The organism is Ensifer sp. ENS09, from assembly GCF_014852425.1.
Classification (GTDB): domain Bacteria; phylum Pseudomonadota; class Alphaproteobacteria; order Rhizobiales; family Rhizobiaceae; genus Ensifer.
The window spans coordinates 458,949-477,757 of sequence record NZ_JACVBP010000001.1 but is presented as its reverse complement, the minus strand read 5'-3'; the positions used below and the strand labels follow the sequence as shown (position 1 = coordinate 477,757).

15 protein-coding genes are annotated in these 18,809 nt (G+C 63.6%); 8 read left to right on the top strand and 7 right to left on the bottom strand.

Annotated elements, in window-relative coordinates; translation table 11 throughout:
• The first annotated feature begins 28 nt into the window (after positions 1-28).
• Positions 29-898: a cytochrome c1 gene (locus tag IB267_RS02380; protein WP_192446242.1), complete on the top strand. Its 870-nt coding sequence runs from the start codon at positions 29-31 to the stop codon at positions 896-898.
• A gap of 314 nt (positions 899-1,212) precedes the next feature.
• Here IB267_RS02380 and IB267_RS02375 read toward each other — a convergent pair whose 3' ends face one another.
• Positions 1,213-1,779: a GrpB family protein gene (locus tag IB267_RS02375; RefSeq protein WP_192446241.1), complete on the bottom strand. Its 567-nt coding sequence runs from the start codon at positions 1,777-1,779 to the stop codon at positions 1,213-1,215.
• 183 nt (positions 1,780-1,962) lie between these two features.
• Between IB267_RS02375 and IB267_RS02370 the strand changes: the two genes are divergently transcribed.
• Complete coding sequence (locus tag IB267_RS02370) at positions 1,963-2,346, top strand: hypothetical protein (protein WP_192446240.1); 384 nt, start codon at positions 1,963-1,965, stop codon at positions 2,344-2,346.
• Positions 2,347-2,654: 308 nt separating this feature from the next.
• Here the strand turns inward: IB267_RS02370 and IB267_RS02365 are convergent, their stop codons facing one another.
• On the bottom strand, positions 2,655-9,326 hold the full coding sequence (locus tag IB267_RS02365; protein ID WP_192446239.1) for a kinesin: 6,672 nt from the start codon (positions 9,324-9,326) through the stop codon (positions 2,655-2,657).
• A gap of 538 nt (positions 9,327-9,864) precedes the next feature.
• On the opposite strand from IB267_RS02365, the gene IB267_RS02360 reads away from it, so the two are divergent.
• Both IB267_RS02360 and IB267_RS02355 read left to right on the top strand, forming a co-directional pair.
• Positions 9,865-10,233: an Hpt domain-containing protein gene (locus IB267_RS02360; protein WP_192446238.1), complete on the top strand. Its 369-nt coding sequence runs from the start codon at positions 9,865-9,867 to the stop codon at positions 10,231-10,233.
• Between the two features lie 248 nt (positions 10,234-10,481).
• Positions 10,482-10,802 (top strand): 2Fe-2S iron-sulfur cluster-binding protein, encoded by a 321-nt coding sequence (locus tag IB267_RS02355; protein ID WP_043624554.1) that lies wholly within the window; start codon positions 10,482-10,484, stop codon positions 10,800-10,802.
• Positions 10,803-11,238: 436 nt separating this feature from the next.
• On the opposite strand, the gene IB267_RS02350 is transcribed toward IB267_RS02355, so the two are convergent.
• Complete coding sequence (locus IB267_RS02350) at positions 11,239-11,868, bottom strand: DUF922 domain-containing Zn-dependent protease (RefSeq protein WP_043624550.1); 630 nt, start codon at positions 11,866-11,868, stop codon at positions 11,239-11,241.
• Positions 11,869-11,975: 107 nt separating this feature from the next.
• Here IB267_RS02350 and folP point away from each other — a divergent pair, with 107 nt between their 5' ends.
• The 3 genes from folP (at position 11,976) to folK (ending at position 13,824) form a co-directional block, all read left to right on the top strand.
• Positions 11,976-12,827, top strand: a complete 852-nt coding sequence (gene folP, locus IB267_RS02345; protein ID WP_192446237.1) for a dihydropteroate synthase — start codon at positions 11,976-11,978, stop codon at positions 12,825-12,827.
• Between the two features lie 114 nt (positions 12,828-12,941).
• Entirely contained in the window at positions 12,942-13,310 is a 369-nt protein-coding gene (gene folB, locus IB267_RS02340) for a dihydroneopterin aldolase (RefSeq protein WP_034794609.1), read from the top strand.
• Positions 13,300-13,824: a 2-amino-4-hydroxy-6-hydroxymethyldihydropteridine diphosphokinase gene (gene folK / locus IB267_RS02335; protein ID WP_192446236.1), complete on the top strand. Its 525-nt coding sequence runs from the start codon at positions 13,300-13,302 to the stop codon at positions 13,822-13,824. The genes folB and folK overlap by 11 nt, the downstream gene beginning before the upstream one ends.
• A 78-nt stretch (positions 13,825-13,902) precedes the next feature.
• On the opposite strand, the gene IB267_RS02330 is transcribed toward folK, so the two are convergent.
• From IB267_RS02330 to IB267_RS02315, 4 genes are all read right to left on the bottom strand, one after another.
• Entirely contained in the window at positions 13,903-14,454 is a 552-nt protein-coding gene (locus tag IB267_RS02330) for a hypothetical protein (RefSeq protein ID WP_043624541.1), read from the bottom strand.
• Positions 14,455-14,716: 262 nt separating this feature from the next.
• Positions 14,717-15,802, bottom strand: coding sequence for a YcjF family protein (locus IB267_RS02325; RefSeq protein ID WP_192446235.1), 1,086 nt, complete (start codon positions 15,800-15,802; stop codon positions 14,717-14,719).
• Entirely contained in the window at positions 15,799-17,295 is a 1,497-nt protein-coding gene (locus IB267_RS02320) for a YcjX family protein (RefSeq protein WP_192446234.1), read from the bottom strand. The genes IB267_RS02325 and IB267_RS02320 overlap by 4 nt, the downstream gene beginning before the upstream one ends.
• Before the next feature lie 142 nt (positions 17,296-17,437).
• Positions 17,438-17,947, bottom strand: coding sequence for a histidine phosphatase family protein (locus IB267_RS02315; protein ID WP_192446233.1), 510 nt, complete (start codon positions 17,945-17,947; stop codon positions 17,438-17,440).
• Between the two features lie 404 nt (positions 17,948-18,351).
• Here IB267_RS02315 and dksA point away from each other — a divergent pair, with 404 nt between their 5' ends.
• Complete coding sequence (gene dksA / locus IB267_RS02310) at positions 18,352-18,771, top strand: RNA polymerase-binding protein DksA (RefSeq protein WP_034794589.1); 420 nt, start codon at positions 18,352-18,354, stop codon at positions 18,769-18,771.
• Positions 18,772-18,809: the final 38 nt, after the last annotated feature.

Sequence of the window (18,809 nt, the reverse complement as noted above, 5' to 3'; positions counted from 1 at the left end):
AACAGCGATTGATAAGGAACCCACAACAATGAAAAAGCTTGTTACAGGCATTCTGTCACTCGCTGTCGTCGCTGGTCTCGGTCTCGGTGCGGCTGTTGCCGAAGAGGCGAAGAGCGGCGAGGAGCATGGCGGCGGTACGCCCCACTATCCGATCCACAAGCCGGAACAGCAGGACTGGAGCTTTGCCGGTCCCTTCGGTCACTACGACAAGGGCCAGCTGCAGCGCGGCCTGAAGGTCTACACCGAAGTCTGTTCTGCCTGCCACTCGATGAACCTGGTTGCCTTCCGCACGCTGGAAGGCCTGGGCTACTCGGATGCACAGGTAAAGGCTTTCGCGGCGAACTACGAAGTCCAGGACGGCCCGAACGCCGACGGCGAGATGTACACCCGCAAGGCTGTCGCCTCCGACCACTTCCCGTCGCCTTACGCGAACAAGGAAGCGGCTGCCGCATCGAACAACGGTGCAGCTCCGCCGGACTTCTCGCTGATCGCCAAGGCACGCGGCATCGAGCGCGGCTTCCCGCAGTTCATCTTCGACATGTTCTGGCCCTACCAGGAAGGTGGCCCGGACTACATCCACGCGCTGCTGACCGGCTACCAGGATCCGCCGCAGGGCGTCGAAGTGGCTGAAGGCACGCACTACAACCCGTACTTCGCCAACGCCGCCGCGCTGGCGATGGCGCAGCCGATCTCCGCCGACCAGGTCACCTATGACGATGGCACGCCGCAGACGGTCGACCAGTACGCCAAGGACGTTTCGGCGTTCCTGATGTGGGCCGCCGAGCCGCACCTCGAAGAGCGCAAGCGCACTGGCTTCATGGTCATGGTGTTCCTGCTGATCTTCACCGGCCTAGTGTACCTCACCAAGAAGTCGGTCTACGCCAACAAGGAACATTGATCGGTTTCCGGCTTGAGCCGGTTCGATCAAGACCCAACGAAAAAGCCCCGGTTCGTCCGGGGCTTTTTGCGTTTGCCACCGTGCATCCCGACACCGTTGACCCTGGGCGAGGAATTTGGCCGGACCTGCAGCAAGTTCGCGATGCTTCACGCATTCCTTTGGCGAAGGGCAGGCGGCTAAAGACCAGTCGCTCGCAGGGCAGGCTTGCGATGGAGACAGCCGCTACCGTATTCGGCCGATCATTGGCCACCGCACCGATCTCGGATTAAGGCTGTGCCGGGGCAACGGAAGACCGGTCTGTCGATCCGCAGCTCCTACGCATCGGAAGGACCTGGTCTCCAGCCGCTTGCCGCAGCCCACCGATCCGCGCGTCGAATGACCTGCCACAAGTGTTCCGACTTGCCCTCGGTATAGGCTGCCCGGTCGTGGCGATGTCGGCTTGCCAATGCCCGCTTCAGCTCGACGTATGGGCCGTGTTCCTCGGCATGGGCGCGCATGTAGTCGCGAAACAGCAGCGACCATTGTTCCTGCCAGCTTCCCGCTCGGCGCACGTGGATGTGCGTGCGTTCGTCGCCAGGGCGCTCACGAAAGTAGCGTTTCGTCAGATCGGTATTCTGCGGCCGCCACAGGTAGCCGATCGCCGCCATTTTTTCCGCCAGCACGTGGATGGGCACCAGATCGGTAACGGAAATCTGAACATCGATGATCGGCTTGGCAGCCAGACCACGGATTGCGGTGGAGCCGATATGGTCGATACGCAAGGCATGATCGCCCGAAACCTGGCGTATCGTCTTCGCCTTGGTGGCAAACCGCTCCGCCCAATCGGAGGACCAATCGCAGATTTCGATCGGCTGTGTCGTGCAAGGCAGCTCCCTATCCATTGGACGAACTTCAGATGCAGAGCGCGATGATGTCAACATTCATTCCTGCGTTCCACCTGTCTGGCTGGCAGAGTGTCTGCCCGTCCGGATGCTGTTAAGGACGACTGCATGTTATGGTTGCACCGACCGTTGGCGCCCGCCTAGAAGGCTGCGTTATTGTTTCTTCAAGGGGGGTGAAACCCAATGCATATTTCGTTGAAACGCCTGGCGGCCGCCGCCGTGATCGGCCTGGCCTTCGTTCCCGGCATCGCGCAGGCGGAAAGCTATTCGGCGCTCACCAAGCAGGGCTACACCACCGGAAAGCTCGCCAGAGGCAAATCCGGCGCCTGGGGCTGGGTTGTCGGCAATGGCGAGAGGAAGTTCTTTTGCCGGCTCAACGTCGCCTCGGCCTATGTGAACAAGAAGGAGATGGTGAGCTTCACCGCAAGCGGCCGCATGCTCAAGATCGACCGTGCGACCTATGACGGCGCGCTCGGTGGACCGGACCCGGACAAGCCTTACCTGAAGGATCTGCAGGCGGGCCGGGTCAAGCCCGCCGATGTCGGCGGCTGCTCGCCGCTGCGCTGACTGGTCGGATCCGGCCGCTTCGCCCAGCGTGGCTGTGGAGGGCGTCGACAGCACGTTGTCCGCGACGCCGCCGACGAACCCAAGTCCCGCTTGTCCGGCTCCGCTCGCAGGCAGTCGTCCTGAAGCAGCGAGAAGCTCGATAGCGCGGCGCACGGCCGCGGGGAGCGCCTGAAATGCACACCGCGTCATAAAGGGCTTGCGACACCGGAGCGGAAGCGATCAGTCGCTTTTCTTCTCTGATATCCCTGCATACGAAAACGGCCCCGTCGCGAGACGGGGCCGTTTCCTTGTTCTCTATCCGGGCTCGCTTAGCTGAAGCGGCCGGCGGCGTGGGCGAGCATCGTGTAGACCTTGCCGGTATCCGACGTCAGGTAGGTCTGCGTGATGCGCTTGTCCGGGTCGTTGCGGGCGACGTCCGCGAGCAGCTTTTCGAAATCGGCGATGTAGCGGTCGACGGCGGTGCGGAACTCCGGCTCGCGGTCGTACTTGCGCTTGATCTCGTCGAAGGTCTGCTGGCCCTTCAGCGTGTAGAGGCGACGGGTGAAGACGTCGCGCTCGCCGCGCTGGTAGCGGCGCCACAGATCGACCGACGCATCGTGATCGATGGCGCGGGCGATATCGACCGAAAGCGAGTTCAACGATTCAACCACGTGGCGCGGGTTGCGGCTGTCGCTGGCCCGTGCCGTCGGCTGGGCCTCGGCCGGGCGCTGCGGCGCGGGCGAGGGTGCCTCTTCGCGGGACGCCGCACGGAGCAGGTCGCGCATCCAGCCACCACCTTCGGCGACCTCGTTGCTGACCGCCTGCGACGGCGCCGGCTGGCGAACGGCGGGCTGTTCGATGCCGAGGCTGCCGCGAAGCGCAGGTGCCGGTTCCTGACGGCGCGGCTGCTCGACGACGGGCTGCTGCGCTACGGTCTGCTGAACCACCGGCTGCTGGGCCACTGGCTGGGGCTGCGGCTGTGCGACCGGTTGCGGCTGCGGGGCTGCCTGCTGCTGCACCGGACGGGCGACCGGAGCGGCGGCCGGCTGCTGGCGCAGCGGCTGGGCCACTTCGAGCTGCGTCGAGGACTTGCCGATGATATCAGACAGTTCCTGCAGCGCCTTGATCTGTTCGCTGACGGCGCGGCGCATGACGGCCGCGTTTTCCTTGGCTTCTTCCGGCAGGTCGAAGGCACCGCGCTTCAGCTCTTCGCGGGTCATGTCGAGTTCCTTGCGGATCTCCCCGGCAGAGCGACGGATTTCGTCGGTGGCACCACTGAAGCGGCCGATCGCCTCGTCGATCGCGACGCGAACGGCGTCACGCAGCTGGCCTGCGACGCCATCGGACTTCTTGCCACTCTCGGCAAGCATGCGCTCGATGTCGGACACCGAGGCCGCAACGCTGCCGCGCAGACGCGAGGCGACTTCCTTGGAGCGTTCCTCGGCATTGGCAAAGGCGCCTTCGATCGAGGCACCGGCATCTTCGCCGACCTTGGCGATCGCCTGGCGAAGGGCTTCCGATGCGCCGAGCGCACGGCCCTCGACCGAGGTGAGCGTCTTGTTGACGTCGGCAAACGAGGTCTCGACGCCGGAGCGAAGCGTGTTTGCGATCTGGCGCGAACGCTCCTCGGCGCGGCTGAAGACCTGCTCGACCGAGGCACCGGCCTCATCGCCGGCCTGGGCCAGCGTGTTGCGCATTGCTTCAGCAGCTTCGGCTGCGCGCTGTTCGGCGCTGGTCAGCAGACGACCGACATCGGAGAAGGACTGCTGGATGCCGCTGCGCAGGTTGCCGGCAACGAGGCCCGAGCGCTCTTCGGCGCGCTGGAAGGCGCCGTCGACGAAGCCCTCGAGCGAACGCATCGTGCGTTCGATCTCTTCCGAGCGCTGGACGAGGCCGACTGACAGGGTGCGAAGCGCATCCTGTCGTTCCTCGAGCGTGCTGACGAGGTTCGACTGGGCGGCGCCGAGCAGATCGGAGGCCTGACCGAGAACGCGCGAGTGGTCTTCGAACCGGCCGACAATGCCGCCGATCTGCGACAGGGTCGAGGCAGAGATATCGGAGAGCTTGTCGACCTTGCCTTCGATGAGGCGGGTGGAGGTCGACAGCATGTCGGAGGCCTGGCGGGTCGATTCCGACACGCGGGTGATCGTCGATTCCAGGCGCTGGTCCATTTCGCCGAGGTTGCTGCTCGCCTGGTCGATGACCGTGGCGATGGCCGCATTGTTGTTGGCGAGCTGGTCGATCAGGCCAAGGGCGGTCGACTGCAGACGGTTTTCGACCATCTTCATCGCCTTTGCCGTCTCTTCGGCGCGGTAGGAGATCGCGTTCAGCGTCTCGCCAGTGCGCTCGGCGATGGCGTTGACGAGGGCGGCGTTTTCCGCACGCAGACGGTCGGCGCTTTCCTGGGTCACGGCGGCGATGCGCTCGGCGGCCTCGCGGCCGGTGGCGGCATACTGGTCGATGACCGGGCGTGCCTGCTCGTCGATCAGGCGCGACAGCTCCATCGAGCGGCCGGCGAGCATCGAGTTGAGTTCGCGGGTGCGCTCGTCGAGCGTGTTGCGGATCGCCTCGCCACGGGCTTCCAGCGCCTTCTCCGTGTTGGTGAGGCCCTGGTGGATGTTGTCGGCGTGGTTGGCGATCTGACTGTGCGTTGCGGCCAGCCGTGCGGTTGCGCTGTCGGCCGCATCGGCGATCGAGCGTGCGAGTTCGGCATGACGTGCAGCGGTGGCTGCCGCCTTCTGCTCGATCGAGCTGGCAAGCTCGGCATGGCGTGCGGCCGTGGAGGCTGCCGTCTGGTCGATCGTATTGGCGAAATCCGCCTGGCGCGCGGCAAGTGCTGAGGCGAAATCTTCGCCGGCCTTCGACAGGAGCCCGGCCGAGCGGACGGCTTCCGCGTCGATTTCCTGGGCCGCATCGCTGATGGCGCCGCGCATGCTATTCACAAGGCCAGCAGCCTTGTCTTCCATACGCAGCGTTTCCGCATCGAGCTCCTGGGCGACGTCGCCAACGGCACTGCGCAGCGTGTTGACGAGGCCGGCAGCCTTGTCTTCCATGCGCAGCGTTTCTGCGTCGAGTTCCTGCGCGACATCGCCAACGGCGCTGCGGAGCGTGTTTGCAAGACCGGCTGCCTTGTCTTCCAGGCGTACGGCTTCGGCATCGAAGTCTTCGGCCACGCCGCCGACGGCGCTGCGCAGATTGGCGACGATGTCGGAGGTCTTGCCTTCCAGACGGTTGGCTTCGGCGTCGATATCCTGCGTCGCCTCGTGAACAGCGCCGCGCAGGCTGGTGACCAGAACAGCCGCCTTGCCTTCGATCGTGCGGTTGACGTTCTCAAGGCCGATGTTGAGGGCGCGATCCATGGTGCCGAGGCGTTCGGCGATGCGCTCCGCACCGGACTCGATGGCGCCGGTGATCCGGGTTGCTGCCATTTCGCTCATGCGGTCGATGTCGCCGGCGCGGTCGCCGAGGCTGTCGGCGATACGCTGTCCGGCGCCGTCGACGATCTGGTTGACGCTGCCGACGCTGTCGCGAACCCGGTCTTCGAGCGAGCTGAGGCTGACTTCCAGGCGCAGGCCGGTATCGTCGACCAGGGTGTTGACGTCGTTGACGCTGCCGCGAATGCGGTCCTGAAGGGCGCCGAGGCTGCTTTCGATCAGGACACCGGTCTCGCCGACGACGGCGTTGACACCGCTGACGCTGCCGCGGATACGGTCTTCAAGCGCGCTGAGGCCACCTTCAACGCGGGCCGCCGCATCATCGACGACGGAGCCGACATTGGTGACGCTGCCGCGAATGCGGTTTTCCAGCGCGCCGAGATTGCTCTCGATCCGCGCGCCGGTGTCGTCGACCACGGCGCCGACATTGCCGACGGTGCCACGGATGCGGTCTTCGAGCACGCCGACGCGGGTCTCGAGATGCATGCCGGTTTCGTCGACGATCGAGCTGATGTTGCCGGCGCTCTCGCGCATGCGCTCTTCGAGGGCGCCGAGGCTGGTTTCGACGCGCATGCCGGTGTCGTCGAGGCGGTCGTTGAGGCCGTTGATCGACAGGTCGACGCGGTTGGTGAGGCTGTCGGCCGCCAGGCTGATCTGGTTGGCGGTTTCGGCCAGGCGCTCGGCAATATGGCCCGTAGTCGAACGCATGCGGCTGTCGAGTGCTTCGCCGCTGCGGTCGATCGCTCCGGCGAGTGCCGCCTGGCGTTCTTCGAGCGACATTTCCAGCATGCTGGCGCTGGTGGCAAGCGTCGTGGCGATCGAGGTCGACTGATCGGCAAGCATGCCTTCGAGCTGGTCGCGGCCCTGGCCGACGGCGAGGTTGATGGCGTTGATGCGGTCGTCGAGCGTGGCGCGGATCTGCTCGTGCGTGGACGAGAGCGTATCGCGCAGGTGCTCGGCGCGGCCGCTCAGCGTCTCCTCGATTTCCGCTGCCTTGCCGGCGAGCGATGCGGTCGCTTCGGTGGTGCGTGCCGTGAGGGCGTCGGCGATGTGCGCGCTGGTCTCGGTCAGCGTGTCGGAGATCTTGCTGACACGTCCGCTCAGATCCTCGGCAATGCGGGCGCTCGTCTGGGTGAGCGTATCGGAGATCAGGCTGACGCGGCCGCCGAGGTTTTCGGCGATCGTGTTGACGCTCTCGGAGAGCTTCTGCTCGATGTCGCCGACGCGGTCCGTCATGGTTTCGGCGACAGCCGTTGCCCGGAAGGTCAGGCTGTCGGCCACGTCTTCGGCGTGACGGCTCAGCGTGTTGGCCATCTCGTTGGCGCGCGACGACATCGTCGAAGTGATCGCGGCGGCGCGCTCGGCGAGGACGCCGTCAAGCGCCGTCGTCTGGTTGGTGAGAGCGTCGGAGATCGCTTCGCCGCGTTCGGAAAGAACGCGCTCCAGCCGGTCGGCCGTGCCGCTGACGGCGGTATCGATCGAATCCGCGCCCATGGAGAGGATCGTCGAAAGGGCGAGGGTGCGTTCCGACAGGGTGTTGTCGAGGCGGTGCTGGCTGGCAGCGATCGCGCTGGTGATCTCGTCGGTCGAGCCGTGCAGGGTCTGCTCGATCCGGGCGTGCGCTGCGTGCAGGCCATCGACGAAGGCGGCCGTGCGGCTGTCCAGACCTTCGGTCAGGCGCTGTTCGCTCGTCGTCAGTGCGCTCGAAAGCGCGTCGGCACGCTGGCCGAAGCCGTTTTCGATGCGGTCCTGGGCCTGGGTGAGGGCACCCATCAGACCGCTGGTCTTTTCGGAGAGCACGCTGTCGATGCGGGTGTGCGCATCCCCGATCATGTTGCCGAGTTCCGTGGTGCGGCTGGCAATCGTCTCTTCGATGAAGTCCTGGGTGGCGCCGAGCGTGGTCGCAAGCGTCAGCGACTGGTCGGAAAGGGCCGAGCCGATCTTCTCGATGCTGCTGTCGAGCGCGCCGCCGATCGCTTCCGAACCGCCGGAAACGGTCTCGTTGATGCGGTGCAGGCTTTCCATGAGCTTGGTGTCGAGCAGGCTCGCGCGCTTGTCGAAGGCGGAGGCAAACTCGTGGAAGCGCTCGTCGAAGGCGGTGGCGAGCTGGCCGACGGTCGTCTGCAGCTTTTCTTCGAAGAAACCGCCGCGCAGGTCGAGGTCCATGATCGCATCGTCGGCGCTGGAGCGCAGGCTCTGACGGAAGCTCGCGCCCTTTTCGTCGAGCGTGGCGTTGAGCGAGGCGAGCACGTGGTCGAGGCCGCCGGTGATGGCGTGCTGGCCGACGCTCAGGCTTTCGTTGAGGTCGCGGGTGCGGGCGATCAGCGTTTCGTTGAGCTGGCGGGCGCGCTCGTTGAGCGCCGCATTCAGCTTCTCGGTGCTGGCGTCAAGCGAGGAGGCGCGCGTCTCGAACTGGCTGAGCAGATCTTCGCCGCGCTTCGTCAGCGTGTCGCTGAGCTGGTCAAGCCGGGTGTCGAATTCGGTGCTGAGGCCGAGGCCGGCAGCCGTGAGGCCCGAAAGCAGCGCATCCGTGCGGGTCGTCAGCATGCTGCCGATCGACTGCAGGGCGGTGTCTGACTTCTCGCTGAGGGCGGCCGCACGGGTATCGATCAGCGAGGCAAAGGCTTCGCCGGAGATCGCGATGCGCGAAGCAATGTCTTCGCTCGCCTGTTCCAGGTCGTCCTTCAGCTTGCCATGGGCACCGGAGATCGCCGAACGGATACGCTCGGAATGGCCGATGATGGCTTCGCGCTCAAGGCCGAGTTCCTGCACCAGGGTGCGCACGCGCAGTTCGTTTTCGCTATAGCTGCGTTCGAGGGCGTTGACCTCGGAATGAACAAGCGTTTCGAGCTCGGTTGCACGGGCGATCGTGCGTTCGATGCCCTCGTTCATCGCCGAGACTTCACGGCGGACGGCCTGGCCGACGGTCATGACGCGATCGGCGGCAGCGGTTTCCGGTTCGGCAAGGCGCAGGGCGACTTCGGCCATCGAGCGCGCGGCGTTGCGCAGTTCCTGCGCGCGGGCGATCATGATGGCAAAGGAGAAGAAGAGCATGATCGGCAGAACGATACCGATCGCGACGCCGACGGCGCCAGGCGTGGCCGAGAGGTCGCTCAGCGAACGGATCTGCCAGATCTGCGGCCCGTAAAGAAGGTTGGCGACGCCAAGGCCGGCAACCGCCCAGATGACGGACACCAGCGCGGCAACGCGGATCGCGGCGCGATTGGAGCGAACGTCGAGCGCGCGCAGCATCGCAGCCGGCGAACGGCGACCATCGTCGTTGGCGGCGGAAAGGGACGGGGACTTGGGCGCAGGTTCCGGAGCGAGCGTCTTGGCCGCTTCTGCAGCACGTGCCCCGCGGGACTGTTCCGGCTGAGGCCGTGCTTTCTTATTCTGATCGGGCGTTGCCGCCTGATTGGTGGGCTGAGACACATTTTCCTCCGGATCATCCAAGGAAGTCTTGTCATTCGGGCTCGATGCAAGCTCGTCGAAATCAATCTTCAGGGCAGCTTCCAGAGCCTGGAACGCCTTTTCGTCGATCGACTCATTGCTCTTTTTCGTCGCCATAGGGATACGCCTCATTACCTTTTGCCCAGAACGGAAAGCGCCTCTGGCCCGTTATCGGGCAGGGTCTCTTCCTCATGGGCGGTGACGGCAAGACACGCGCATCAGATCTACGCAATACCCTACTGATCACCCACTGCATTGCCTCGACGGATAGTCGCATTTGTGGCCGAATGGGACCACGCGTCGAGCTTATCCACCGGAACGGTTGCCATTTTCGTACGCGGGTCCGTTCCTAAGCGTATCGTAGTGACACATTAGCTGGGTTCTTACAATTAAGAGCGCTTGGGGTTGATTAAAATCCTAATGAAATCTTAATGCAATACGGACCTGAAAGCCGAAAAAGATAAGGAAATCAGAGAGTTTAACGGACGTTAACCATTTTCCCAAAATACTGCCTATATTGCGCCCGGATTTGAGCCAATAGGTGCCGGAGCCCGCCGAAGATGGAAGTCTCAATCGTGCGGGCGGCGGCACCGCTCGCGTGTGAAGCGATGCCGAAAACAGGCCAACATCAAACAAACAATAGGGAAATTGGCTCATGGCGGCCCTCAGGATTGCCTTTGAAGCCCCGGACAGTCCGGGAAACTCTTCTGCGTCAGGCAAAAAGCCGATCGACCTTGCGCACCTCGCCGTGCAGACGATGGGTGACAAGGCGCTCGAAATCGAAGTGCTGCAACTCTTTGCGCGCCAGGCGCGCCAGGTCTTGAAGGAAATTGTAGAGGGCGAGGGCACGCCCCGCGCCCAGGCAGCCCACCGGCTGAAGGGCGCAGCCCTGGCGGTGGGTGCCGTCGATGTTGCAAGCGTTGCCGGCGCGATCGAGCACAATCCGTCCGAAGCCTCGCACTGCGACCAGCTCGCATCGGCGGTGCTCGAAGCGGAGCTCTTCATTCTGAAGCTCTGCCGCTAGCGGCTCCCCCGAGCAGACAGGGGCCGCGTTCCCGGCCCCTGTCTGCCGAACGATGCCCGCGCCTCGCTTCGAGGCCTCGTGCCGGCGTTAATTGCTACTGGCGCTATCCGCGACGTTGCACGGAATGATGGCCGTTGTTGACTGGCCGGCAGATTTGTTGGAAGAACTTTCCCTGAATTTGCGCCCGCGGCGTTCCTTCTCAACAGGCCTGCGCCCGGCCAATCCACCAGTTCATTCCGGAAAGAGACATGACAAAACTTAACATCGTTGCCTTTGATGGCGCGCGCCATGAACTTGATGTCGAAAACGGCTCGACGGTCATGGAAAACGCCGTTCGCAATTCGGTTCCCGGCATCGAAGCCGAATGCGGCGGAGCCTGCGCCTGTGCGACCTGTCATGTCTATGTCGACGATGCCTGGGCCCAGGTCGTCGGCGCTCCGGAAGCGATGGAAGAAGACATGCTGGACTTCGCCTACGACGTCCGCCCGACGTCGCGGCTTTCCTGTCAGATCAAGATGAGCGATGCGCTTGACGGTCTCGTCGTGCACGTGCCGGAGCGCCAGGCCTAAGGCCTGCGTTTCACGCCCCGTCTTTCAGACCTCCGCACAAAAAAAGCGCCTCGCCGGTCGTTGGACAAGCGAGGCGAGGAGGGCGCATCGCATACAGATGAGGGAGGGAACATCTGCTGCACCAAGACACGCCAGGAGAACCCGTTCCGGCTCCGCTGTTCGATTTCTTCTTTTTCTTTTCAAGTGAACAACGTTGCGCAAGTCAAAGTAAAGGCAACATCTAAGCTTTTCGCGCCGCAATCGCGTCGCGCATAACCTATTCAATTTGTGGGGCTAGTCTTTGTCCCGGCCCCTCTCTCCATGGTTTGAATATAGATGAGTCGCCGGCCGGCAGCCATCGTTATATTTCACCAATAAAATACTGTGGGTATTGCCGCTGAAATGGCTCGAGCCGCGACTATAGTCAGGCTCTTCTTCGGGGTTCCGGCTCTGCTATCTACTGTTGCGCTTTCTTCAGCGTTTCCAGCCTGTATTGCAGAAGACGGATCATGCGCTTGTCGAAGTTGGCGGCTTCGGTGCGGTCGAAGCGGGCCTGATCCTTGTCATGCGCCTCGATCGCGGTCGCGCTGGCGCGGGCGACACTTTCCTGCATTTCTTCGCACGTGTCCTGAGGCTTCAGCGCCAGGAACATCTTTTCCATCCGCCGGGCGTGATTGCGGGCGATTTCGGCGTGGCGCTCCTCGTGACGCTTGATGTCGCTCGACAGCGTGTCCCACACGAGGGCGAGGTCACGTCCGGCCTGGCGGCGGTATTTCCATTTGGGCAGAATGATGCGCGTGTTCAGCGTGACGCGGGCCGAGCCGACGGCGCAGCGTCCGTTGCGGCTGACATAGGTGATCGAGCCGCCGAACTTGATGCGGGTGGCGCCGGGATGCCGGGCGCCGGTCGACTTCATCATCGGGCCGCTCGCCGAGAGTGCCTTGTCCAGTTCTTCCGCAGTCCGGCCGCCGATCGAAAAATAGGAGAAGCTCTTGTTCACCACGGTTTCGCCCGAGGCCGTGCCAAACGGGGCGGCAACCAGGAGAGCAAGAAGGGCGACTTTGAACGGGACGCGTACTCGGGACATCAATGCGTGGTTCTCTTCGGTTGAACTTCAATCAAGCTTGGGGCATAGCCAGCGCCGGCGCAACAGCAAAACGATGGCTCCCGGCCGTATGCGGATGGTGAGGGAAAATGACTTACAATCCATTTCAGAAATTTAGCTGGAAGCTGGCGCACGGACGCAGCCTCGAACTGGGGCCGCGTGGCGTTTTGATGGCGATCGTCAATGTTACCCCGGATTCTTTTTCCGATGGCGGCCGTTTCATCGATGCCGTTGCGGCGGTGGCACAAGGAGTGCGCTGCCTGGAGGAGGGCGCCTTGATCCTCGATATCGGCGGTGAATCCACGCGGCCCGATGCCGCGCCCGTCAGCGCCGAGGAGGAACAGGCGCGGATCCTGCCGGTGATCGCAGCGCTTGCCCGCGATACCGATGCGCTGATTTCCGTCGACACTTACAGAGCCTCGACTGCCCAGCTTGCGGTTGATGCAGGCGCGCATATCGTCAACGACGTGCACGGCCTTCAGCGCGAACCCGACATTGCCACGGTCGCCGCCAAGACCGGCGCCGGCATCTGCATCATGCATACCGGCCGGGGCCGTGAAAAACTCGCTAACGTGATCGCCGACCAGTTTGAGTTTCTCGACCGGTCGCTCGAGATCGCGGCTGCGGCCGGCGTGGAGCGGGATCGCATTATCCTCGATCCGGGCTTCGGCTTTGCCAAGGACACGGACGAGAACCTGGAACTGATGGCGCGCTTTGCAGAGTTGCACCGTTTTGAACTGCCGTTCCTGGTCGGAACCTCGCGCAAGCGCTTCGTCGGTGCGGTCAGCGGCCGCGAGGCGGCCGATCGTGACATGGCGACTGCTGCAACGACGGCGCTTTTGCGCGTTGCCGGCGCCGCGATTTTCCGCGTACACGATGTCGCAAACAGCAAGGATGCACTGGCAATGGCCGATGCTATGCTGCACGCCAGAGCGAGGTGAGACTTACTCGCCCGCATTCCGCCTGAACCTGTGACTACCAATCACGCGCATGACTGCGGAACGGCTCGACCGCGCAATCATCGCGATCCAAGAAAGCCGATGGGACTGAGAAGCATGAGCGCGACCTATATCATCACCCTCAAGAACTGCGCCTTCTTCGCGCGCCACGGCGTCTTCGACGAGGAGGAGCTTCTCGGTCAGCGCTTTTTCGTCGACGCCGAGCTTGAAGTCGAGCAGGGAACGGCCCTGGTCGACGACTCGATTGAAGACACCGTGCATTACGGCATCGCCTTCCAGGAAATCGAGCGCATCGTCACCGGCCGCCGCCGCTACCTGATCGAGGCGCTGGCGCTGGAAGTGGCCAAGACGCTCTGCGTGCGTTTTCCGCAGATCAAGCGCGCCAAGGTTTCGATCCGTAAGCCGAATGCGCCGGTTCCAGGCGTGCTCGATTATGTCGAAGTGACGGTCGAGCATGTCGTCTGAGGTGACTTGGCGAGTGGCAACGCTCGGGCTTGGAGGCAATCTCGGCGACCCGCGCAAGGCGATGGCCGAAGCGCTTCGGTTGCTCGATGCCCGCGACGATTGCGTGGTCGAGGCGGTCTCACGACTTTACCGCACGCCACCCTGGGGCAAGACGGACCAGGCCTGGTTCTACAATGCCTGCGCCAAGGTCGAGACGACGCTCACGCCGGAAGCCCTGCTCGACGCCTGCCTTGAAATCGAACGGTCGATGAAGCGGGTGCGCGACGAGCGCTGGGGGCCGCGCACGCTCGACATCGATGTACTGACCTTCCAAGGTGTGGCGCAATCGGGCGGGCGGCTGGAGCTGCCGCATCCAAGGATGACCGAGCGCGGCTTCGTGCTGATGCCGCTTGCCGACTTTGCGGCCGACATGACCGTTGGCGGCCGGTCGGTCGGCGACTGGCTGCAACAGGCTGACGTCGCTGGCATCGAGGTTGCCGACGATCACATGGGCTGGTGGCGCGCAGGCGCCTGAACAGGACCGCAACGCAATCCACAAACGACAAAGCCCCGGTCGATGCCGGGGCTTTGTCGTTTGATCGGGTGTTTGACGTTACTTGATCGAGCCGACGGCGATCGCGTCGATCTGGCGATTGAGGCTGACGCCGATGACCGGCACCATCGTCTCTTCGACCTTGACCGAAATGGTGATGTTCATCGTCTGGTCGTCCTGCAGGCGGGCGATCATGGCGCCGTTCAGCTTCTTGCGGTTGATGCCGACGACGACCTTGTCCTTGGCGACATTGCCGGAAATGATATCCAGACCCTTGCCCTCGGCGCCATCGAGGAACTTGCCGGTGTAAGTGTTTCCCTTCTGAGTGATCAGCGCCGACATCGGCTGCTTGAACACGCCGACGCGGCAGAAGCCGTCGAGCTTGATGCCGGTCTCATCGCCCGCGACCGGTTCGCCCGAGAGGTCGCAAGTGAACTTGGTGCCCTTGTATTTGCCGGCGACAATCTCGCCAGGGCCTTTCCACTGGCCGGCGACCTTCTCGAAGAAGACCTTGTCCTTGGCGCCGGAGAAAGCCGGTGTCGCAAGGCCGACGGTGGCTGCCAGCGCAAAGGCGGCAGCGCCGCGAGCGATCAAAGAAGGGCGCGAGAACATAAACGATCCTTGATGAGTCAACGTCCGAAACTGGATGCCACATTTGCGCGCAAATGGTTAATGGGAGGTTTCCGTCTAGCGGATATCGGGGCTGATCGCGGCCCGAAAACCAGTTGTTCACAGGCTTTCGCGGCCTGGTGATTGCCTGCCTTAGCATGCACTTGCAATCGAACAGCTGTCGGCACTGCACGAAGCATGCTCGCGAGCGGGAGAGCCCGGTTGCGATTCGCTTGCAAACGTTCAGGCTATTGTCAGAGCAAGCTTACTTCTCGCCGTTGTCGCCAAGAACGCGCCCGGCGCCGGGGCTGAGGTCGGAGAGAAAGTCACCGATACCCGGACGTTTCAACGCCCGAAACGGCATGGGACGGCAGAGGTCCATGGCGGCGATGCCGATGCGTGCGGTCATCAGGCCGTTGATGACGCCTTCGCCAAGGCGCGCCGAGAGCTTCGAAGCCAGCCCGTGGCCGAGCACCTGCTGGATGAGACTGTCGCCAGCCGCGATCGAGCCGGTGACGGCCAGATGGGCGATGACGTCGCGCATCAGCCGCAACAGGCCGAGCGTGCCGGGGCGGCCACCGTAGAGTTCGGCCATGGCGCGGATCAGGCGGGCGGACTCGTAAAGGACATAACCGAGGTCGACGAGCGCCCGCGGACTGACCGCCGTGACGATCGACACGCGCTTGGATGCCGCGAGAATAAGGCGCCGCGCCTCGCGGTCGAGTGGGCTCAGCAATTCGCGCTCGGTGAGCTCGATCACGTGCGGACCGTCGATGATCTCGCCTTCGCTCTCCTTCAACCGTGTGCGCCCGCGCGCCGTTCGCGGATTGCCGGCCAGCAGGTGCACGAGCTTAGCCTGCGCTGCGCGCGCCGGTTTCGCAATCGCCGAAGTCGCGGCCGCCTCCGTTTCCGCTTTCAGCTTCTGGATCGCCGTGAGCTGCATCAGCCCTGAAAGCTCGCGGCCAACAACGATCAGCAACGCCAGCAGCCCGATCGCGACGACGGCAAGCGCGGAGTAGCCGAGCCAATCGGCGCGCGCGAAGAGGTCGCGCAGCAGGCGATCGACCCAGAGGCCTGCCGCAAGCGAGAGGATGATACCGAGCGCGCCGGTTGCGATCTTGCCGACCGACAGCCGGCGTTTGCGAGGACTTGCTTCGGGCAAGGCGAGGGCTTCGACCGCAAGCGTGGTTTCGCGGAACGGGTCTTCCGCATCGGGTGTCAGCACCACGTTGTCGTCGAAGCTCGCAGGCGCGCGCCGCGTGCGCATCTGCGGCGCTGCCTCGGCGGGCTTGTCTTCGCCAACAGAAAAGGCACCGGGACGGCGGCTGCGGCCGTTGCTGTCGTCACTCATGCGAGCCGGTCTCCGAACAGGAATTGCATGGCCCGGTCGAGGCGGATATGCGGCACCGACAGTTTCAAGCCGCCGCCGGTTTCCTCAAGATGTGGCGGACGGAAGCGAACGAATCTCAAGTCCGGCAGCGGATGAGCGCTCTCGATATAGGTGGTCGCGCCGGACCGGGTCTCCATCGTCTTGAAAAGAACTTCAGGATCTGCCGGCAAGTCACCGGGAAATATAGCAGTTTTCTTCTCTCCGTCGAAGATTTCGCCGTTGATCTTCTCGCCTGCGATTGGCGTGCCGACGATGACCGGCAGGGCATGGCCATCGTGGTTGACGGTCGCTTCGCGGGTGGCCCTGACCGATGCGAGCGCCATGACCTCGAGGCCGGCACCGCTCAACCCGATGCTTTCGGCAGCGCGGTCGACGAGGCGCGCAGCGATGCGCTCCAGCCGGTCGTGGCTTTCGTGATGCAGGTGATCCGCCTTGGTTGCGGCGATCAGCACCTTGTCGATCCGACGCGTCAGCAGGGAGGAGAGCCAGCTGTTGGTCCCCGGACGGAAGCAGGCAAGCACGTCCGCCAGGGCCTGCTCGAGATCGAGCAGCGCCTCCGGCCCGTTGTTGATCGCCTGCAGCGCATCGATCAGCACGATCTGCCGGTCGAGGCGCGCGAAATGCTCACGAAAGAACGGGCTGACGACATGTTTCTTATAGGCTTCGTAGCGCCGCTCCATCATCGCCCAGAGCGAACCTTTCGGCGCGCGGCCCTCGGGCAGATCCGGAAGCGGCGAAAAAGTGAGCGCCGGCGAACCTTCGAGGTCGCCCGGCATCAGAAACCGTCCGGGCGGTAGGGTCGAGGGCGAGCGTTCGTCCGCCTTGCAGGCTCGGAGATAGCCGGTGAAGCTCTCGGCGAGCCGACGGGCGCTGGCCTCGTCGGCGGTCGCCGTGGATCCGGCCGACGCGGCGAGCGTCAACCACTCGGCCGACAGCTTCGCGCGGCCAGGTGCACGGGCGCGCGCCACGGAATTGTTGCTGAACGCGCGGAAGTCCTGCGCGAGCAGGGGCAGGTCGAGCAGCCATTCGCCGGGATAGTCGACGATGTCGAGCGACAGCCGACCCGGCGAGAACAGCCGGTTCCAGCCGCTGGCGCTCTCATATTCAAGGGTGATGCGCAGCTGCGAGATGGCACGCGTGGAGTCCGGCCAGATGCGATCGCGCACGAGGGCGGCGATATGGTCTTCATACTGGAAGCGTGGCACGGCATCGTCGGGCTGCGGCTCGAGCCTGACCTTGGAGACGCGGCCCGAACGCACCGGCTCGAACACCGGCAGGCGCCCACCGTTCAGCAGGTTGTGCACGAGCGACGAGATGAAGACGGTCTTTCCCGCACGGGAAAGGCCCGTTACGCCGAGCCGGATCGAAGGGTTGACGAGGCCGGAGGCGCGGTCGGTGAGATTGTCGAGCGCGATCAGCGCGTCGTCTTTGAAGCTGGTCAGGTTAGGCGCCAAGTCTTGGTCTTTCTTGCGGCGTGTTTCCCGGGATCGTTCGGATCGGCGAGCCTGCGAAATGGCGATCGGCTGCAGGCTGCCTCCGCGATATAGGCACTAATTGCGGCGCCGCAACGCGCACGCGGCATTTCTTCTTACGCCGTTATGGTGTCGGCAGCAGCAGCGACACCAGGCGGGCGGAGGCGGCATCGCCAACAGCAGGCAGATCCAGGATGGCCAGCCCCGCCGGCGGATAGCCGTCGGGAAGCGCCTCCCGGGCGGCATCGTCTCCAACCAGACTGCACAGCAACTGTTCGATCATCGGGTTGTGGCCGACGAGCATCAGCGCGCTTACATGCCGGTGGGCGTCGATGAGGTCGAGATAGACGCTCGTCGGACCGGAATAGAGCGCATCGATGTAGCGGATATCCAGATCTTCGCTGACCGTGCGGAAGAATGGCTCGGCCGTTTCGCGGCAACGCACGGCCGTCGAACAGAGGATGCGGTCGGGGCGGATGCCCTGGTCGGCGGCCGTCTGGGCAAGCCGCTCCGCATCGATGTAGCCGACCTCGTCCAGCGATCGATCGAAATCGCGCTGGCCCGGAAGCGCCCAGCCGGAACGGGCGTGCCGCAGAAGGTAGAGGCGGAGAGCCTTGGGGGCGCTGTCTTGCATCGAATGGTTCCGGCGTTGCCTGCCGGTTGCAGCGACAGGGTAGAATTTTGTCGGCTTTCGTGTCGGCCGGCAGACCGTCACCTTTCCCCGCCCGGACCGTAAAGATCAAGCTGGCCGCCGTGATTTTTTCGGGGACTGCCGGGTGCTGCGCTTTGCCGCGGTCGCGAATGGACGATCAAATGACGCAAACACATCATCGTCACTTTTCAGCGAGCAGAGGCGGTGTCGTCGGTGGGCGCAAGTCGGAAATCAAGATCCGATGTGTAATTTTGATGAAATATTCGTCAGTTAGCCTGCAACGCGAGCAATATTAAAATACGGTTGAGTGTCTGTTCCGAGGCTTGAATCACGGCTTCCATAGGTCTATACACCGCCGCAATGAGATGTTCTTCAGGAGAATCGCGTTGAGTGAGAAGATCGATCTTAGTACCTTCGTCCTTTCCGAGGACGACGAATTCATGAATGCCAACCACCGGGCGTATTTCCGGGCCAAGTTGAACGCTTGGAAAAATGACATCCTTCGCGAGGCACGCGAGACACTGGATCACTTGGCAGAGGAGAGCGCCAATCATCCGGATCTCGCAGACAGGGCTTCTTCCGAAACTGACCGGGCAATCGAGCTCAGAGCCAGGGACCGCCAGCGCAAGCTGATCTCCAAGATCGATGCGGCGTTGCAGCGGCTCGACGAAGGCACCTACGGCTACTGTGAAGAAACAGGCGAGCCGATCGGCCTGAAGCGACTGGACGCCCGTCCGATCGCAACCCTCTCGATCGAGGCGCAGGAGCGCCACGAGCGGCGGGAAAAGGTCTACCGGGACGAATAAGCTTTCGGGCTTTCGTAGCAGTCTGAAAAAAGGCGCGG

Bases quoted from the DNA above. Each gene is read 5' to 3' on its own strand.
- IB267_RS02380 (WP_192446242.1), top strand. From the start codon at position 29: ATGAAAAAGCTTGTTACAGGCATTCTGTCACTCGCTGTCGTCGCTGGT.
- IB267_RS02375 (WP_192446241.1), bottom strand. From the start codon at position 1,779: ATGGATAGGGAGCTGCCTTGCACGACACAGCCGATCGAAATCTGCGAT.
- IB267_RS02370 (WP_192446240.1), top strand. From the start codon at position 1,963: ATGCATATTTCGTTGAAACGCCTGGCGGCCGCCGCCGTGATCGGCCTG.
- IB267_RS02365 (WP_192446239.1), bottom strand. From the start codon at position 9,326: ATGGCGACGAAAAAGAGCAATGAGTCGATCGACGAAAAGGCGTTCCAG.
- IB267_RS02360 (WP_192446238.1), top strand. From the start codon at position 9,865: ATGGCGGCCCTCAGGATTGCCTTTGAAGCCCCGGACAGTCCGGGAAAC.
- IB267_RS02355 (WP_043624554.1), top strand. From the start codon at position 10,482: ATGACAAAACTTAACATCGTTGCCTTTGATGGCGCGCGCCATGAACTT.
- IB267_RS02350 (WP_043624550.1), bottom strand. From the start codon at position 11,868: ATGTCCCGAGTACGCGTCCCGTTCAAAGTCGCCCTTCTTGCTCTCCTG.
- folP (WP_192446237.1), top strand. From the start codon at position 11,976: ATGACTTACAATCCATTTCAGAAATTTAGCTGGAAGCTGGCGCACGGA.
- folB (WP_034794609.1), top strand. From the start codon at position 12,942: ATGAGCGCGACCTATATCATCACCCTCAAGAACTGCGCCTTCTTCGCG.
- folK (WP_192446236.1), top strand. From the start codon at position 13,300: ATGTCGTCTGAGGTGACTTGGCGAGTGGCAACGCTCGGGCTTGGAGGC.
- IB267_RS02330 (WP_043624541.1), bottom strand. From the start codon at position 14,454: ATGTTCTCGCGCCCTTCTTTGATCGCTCGCGGCGCTGCCGCCTTTGCG.
- IB267_RS02325 (WP_192446235.1), bottom strand. From the start codon at position 15,802: ATGAGTGACGACAGCAACGGCCGCAGCCGCCGTCCCGGTGCCTTTTCT.
- IB267_RS02315 (WP_192446233.1), bottom strand. From the start codon at position 17,947: ATGCAAGACAGCGCCCCCAAGGCTCTCCGCCTCTACCTTCTGCGGCAC.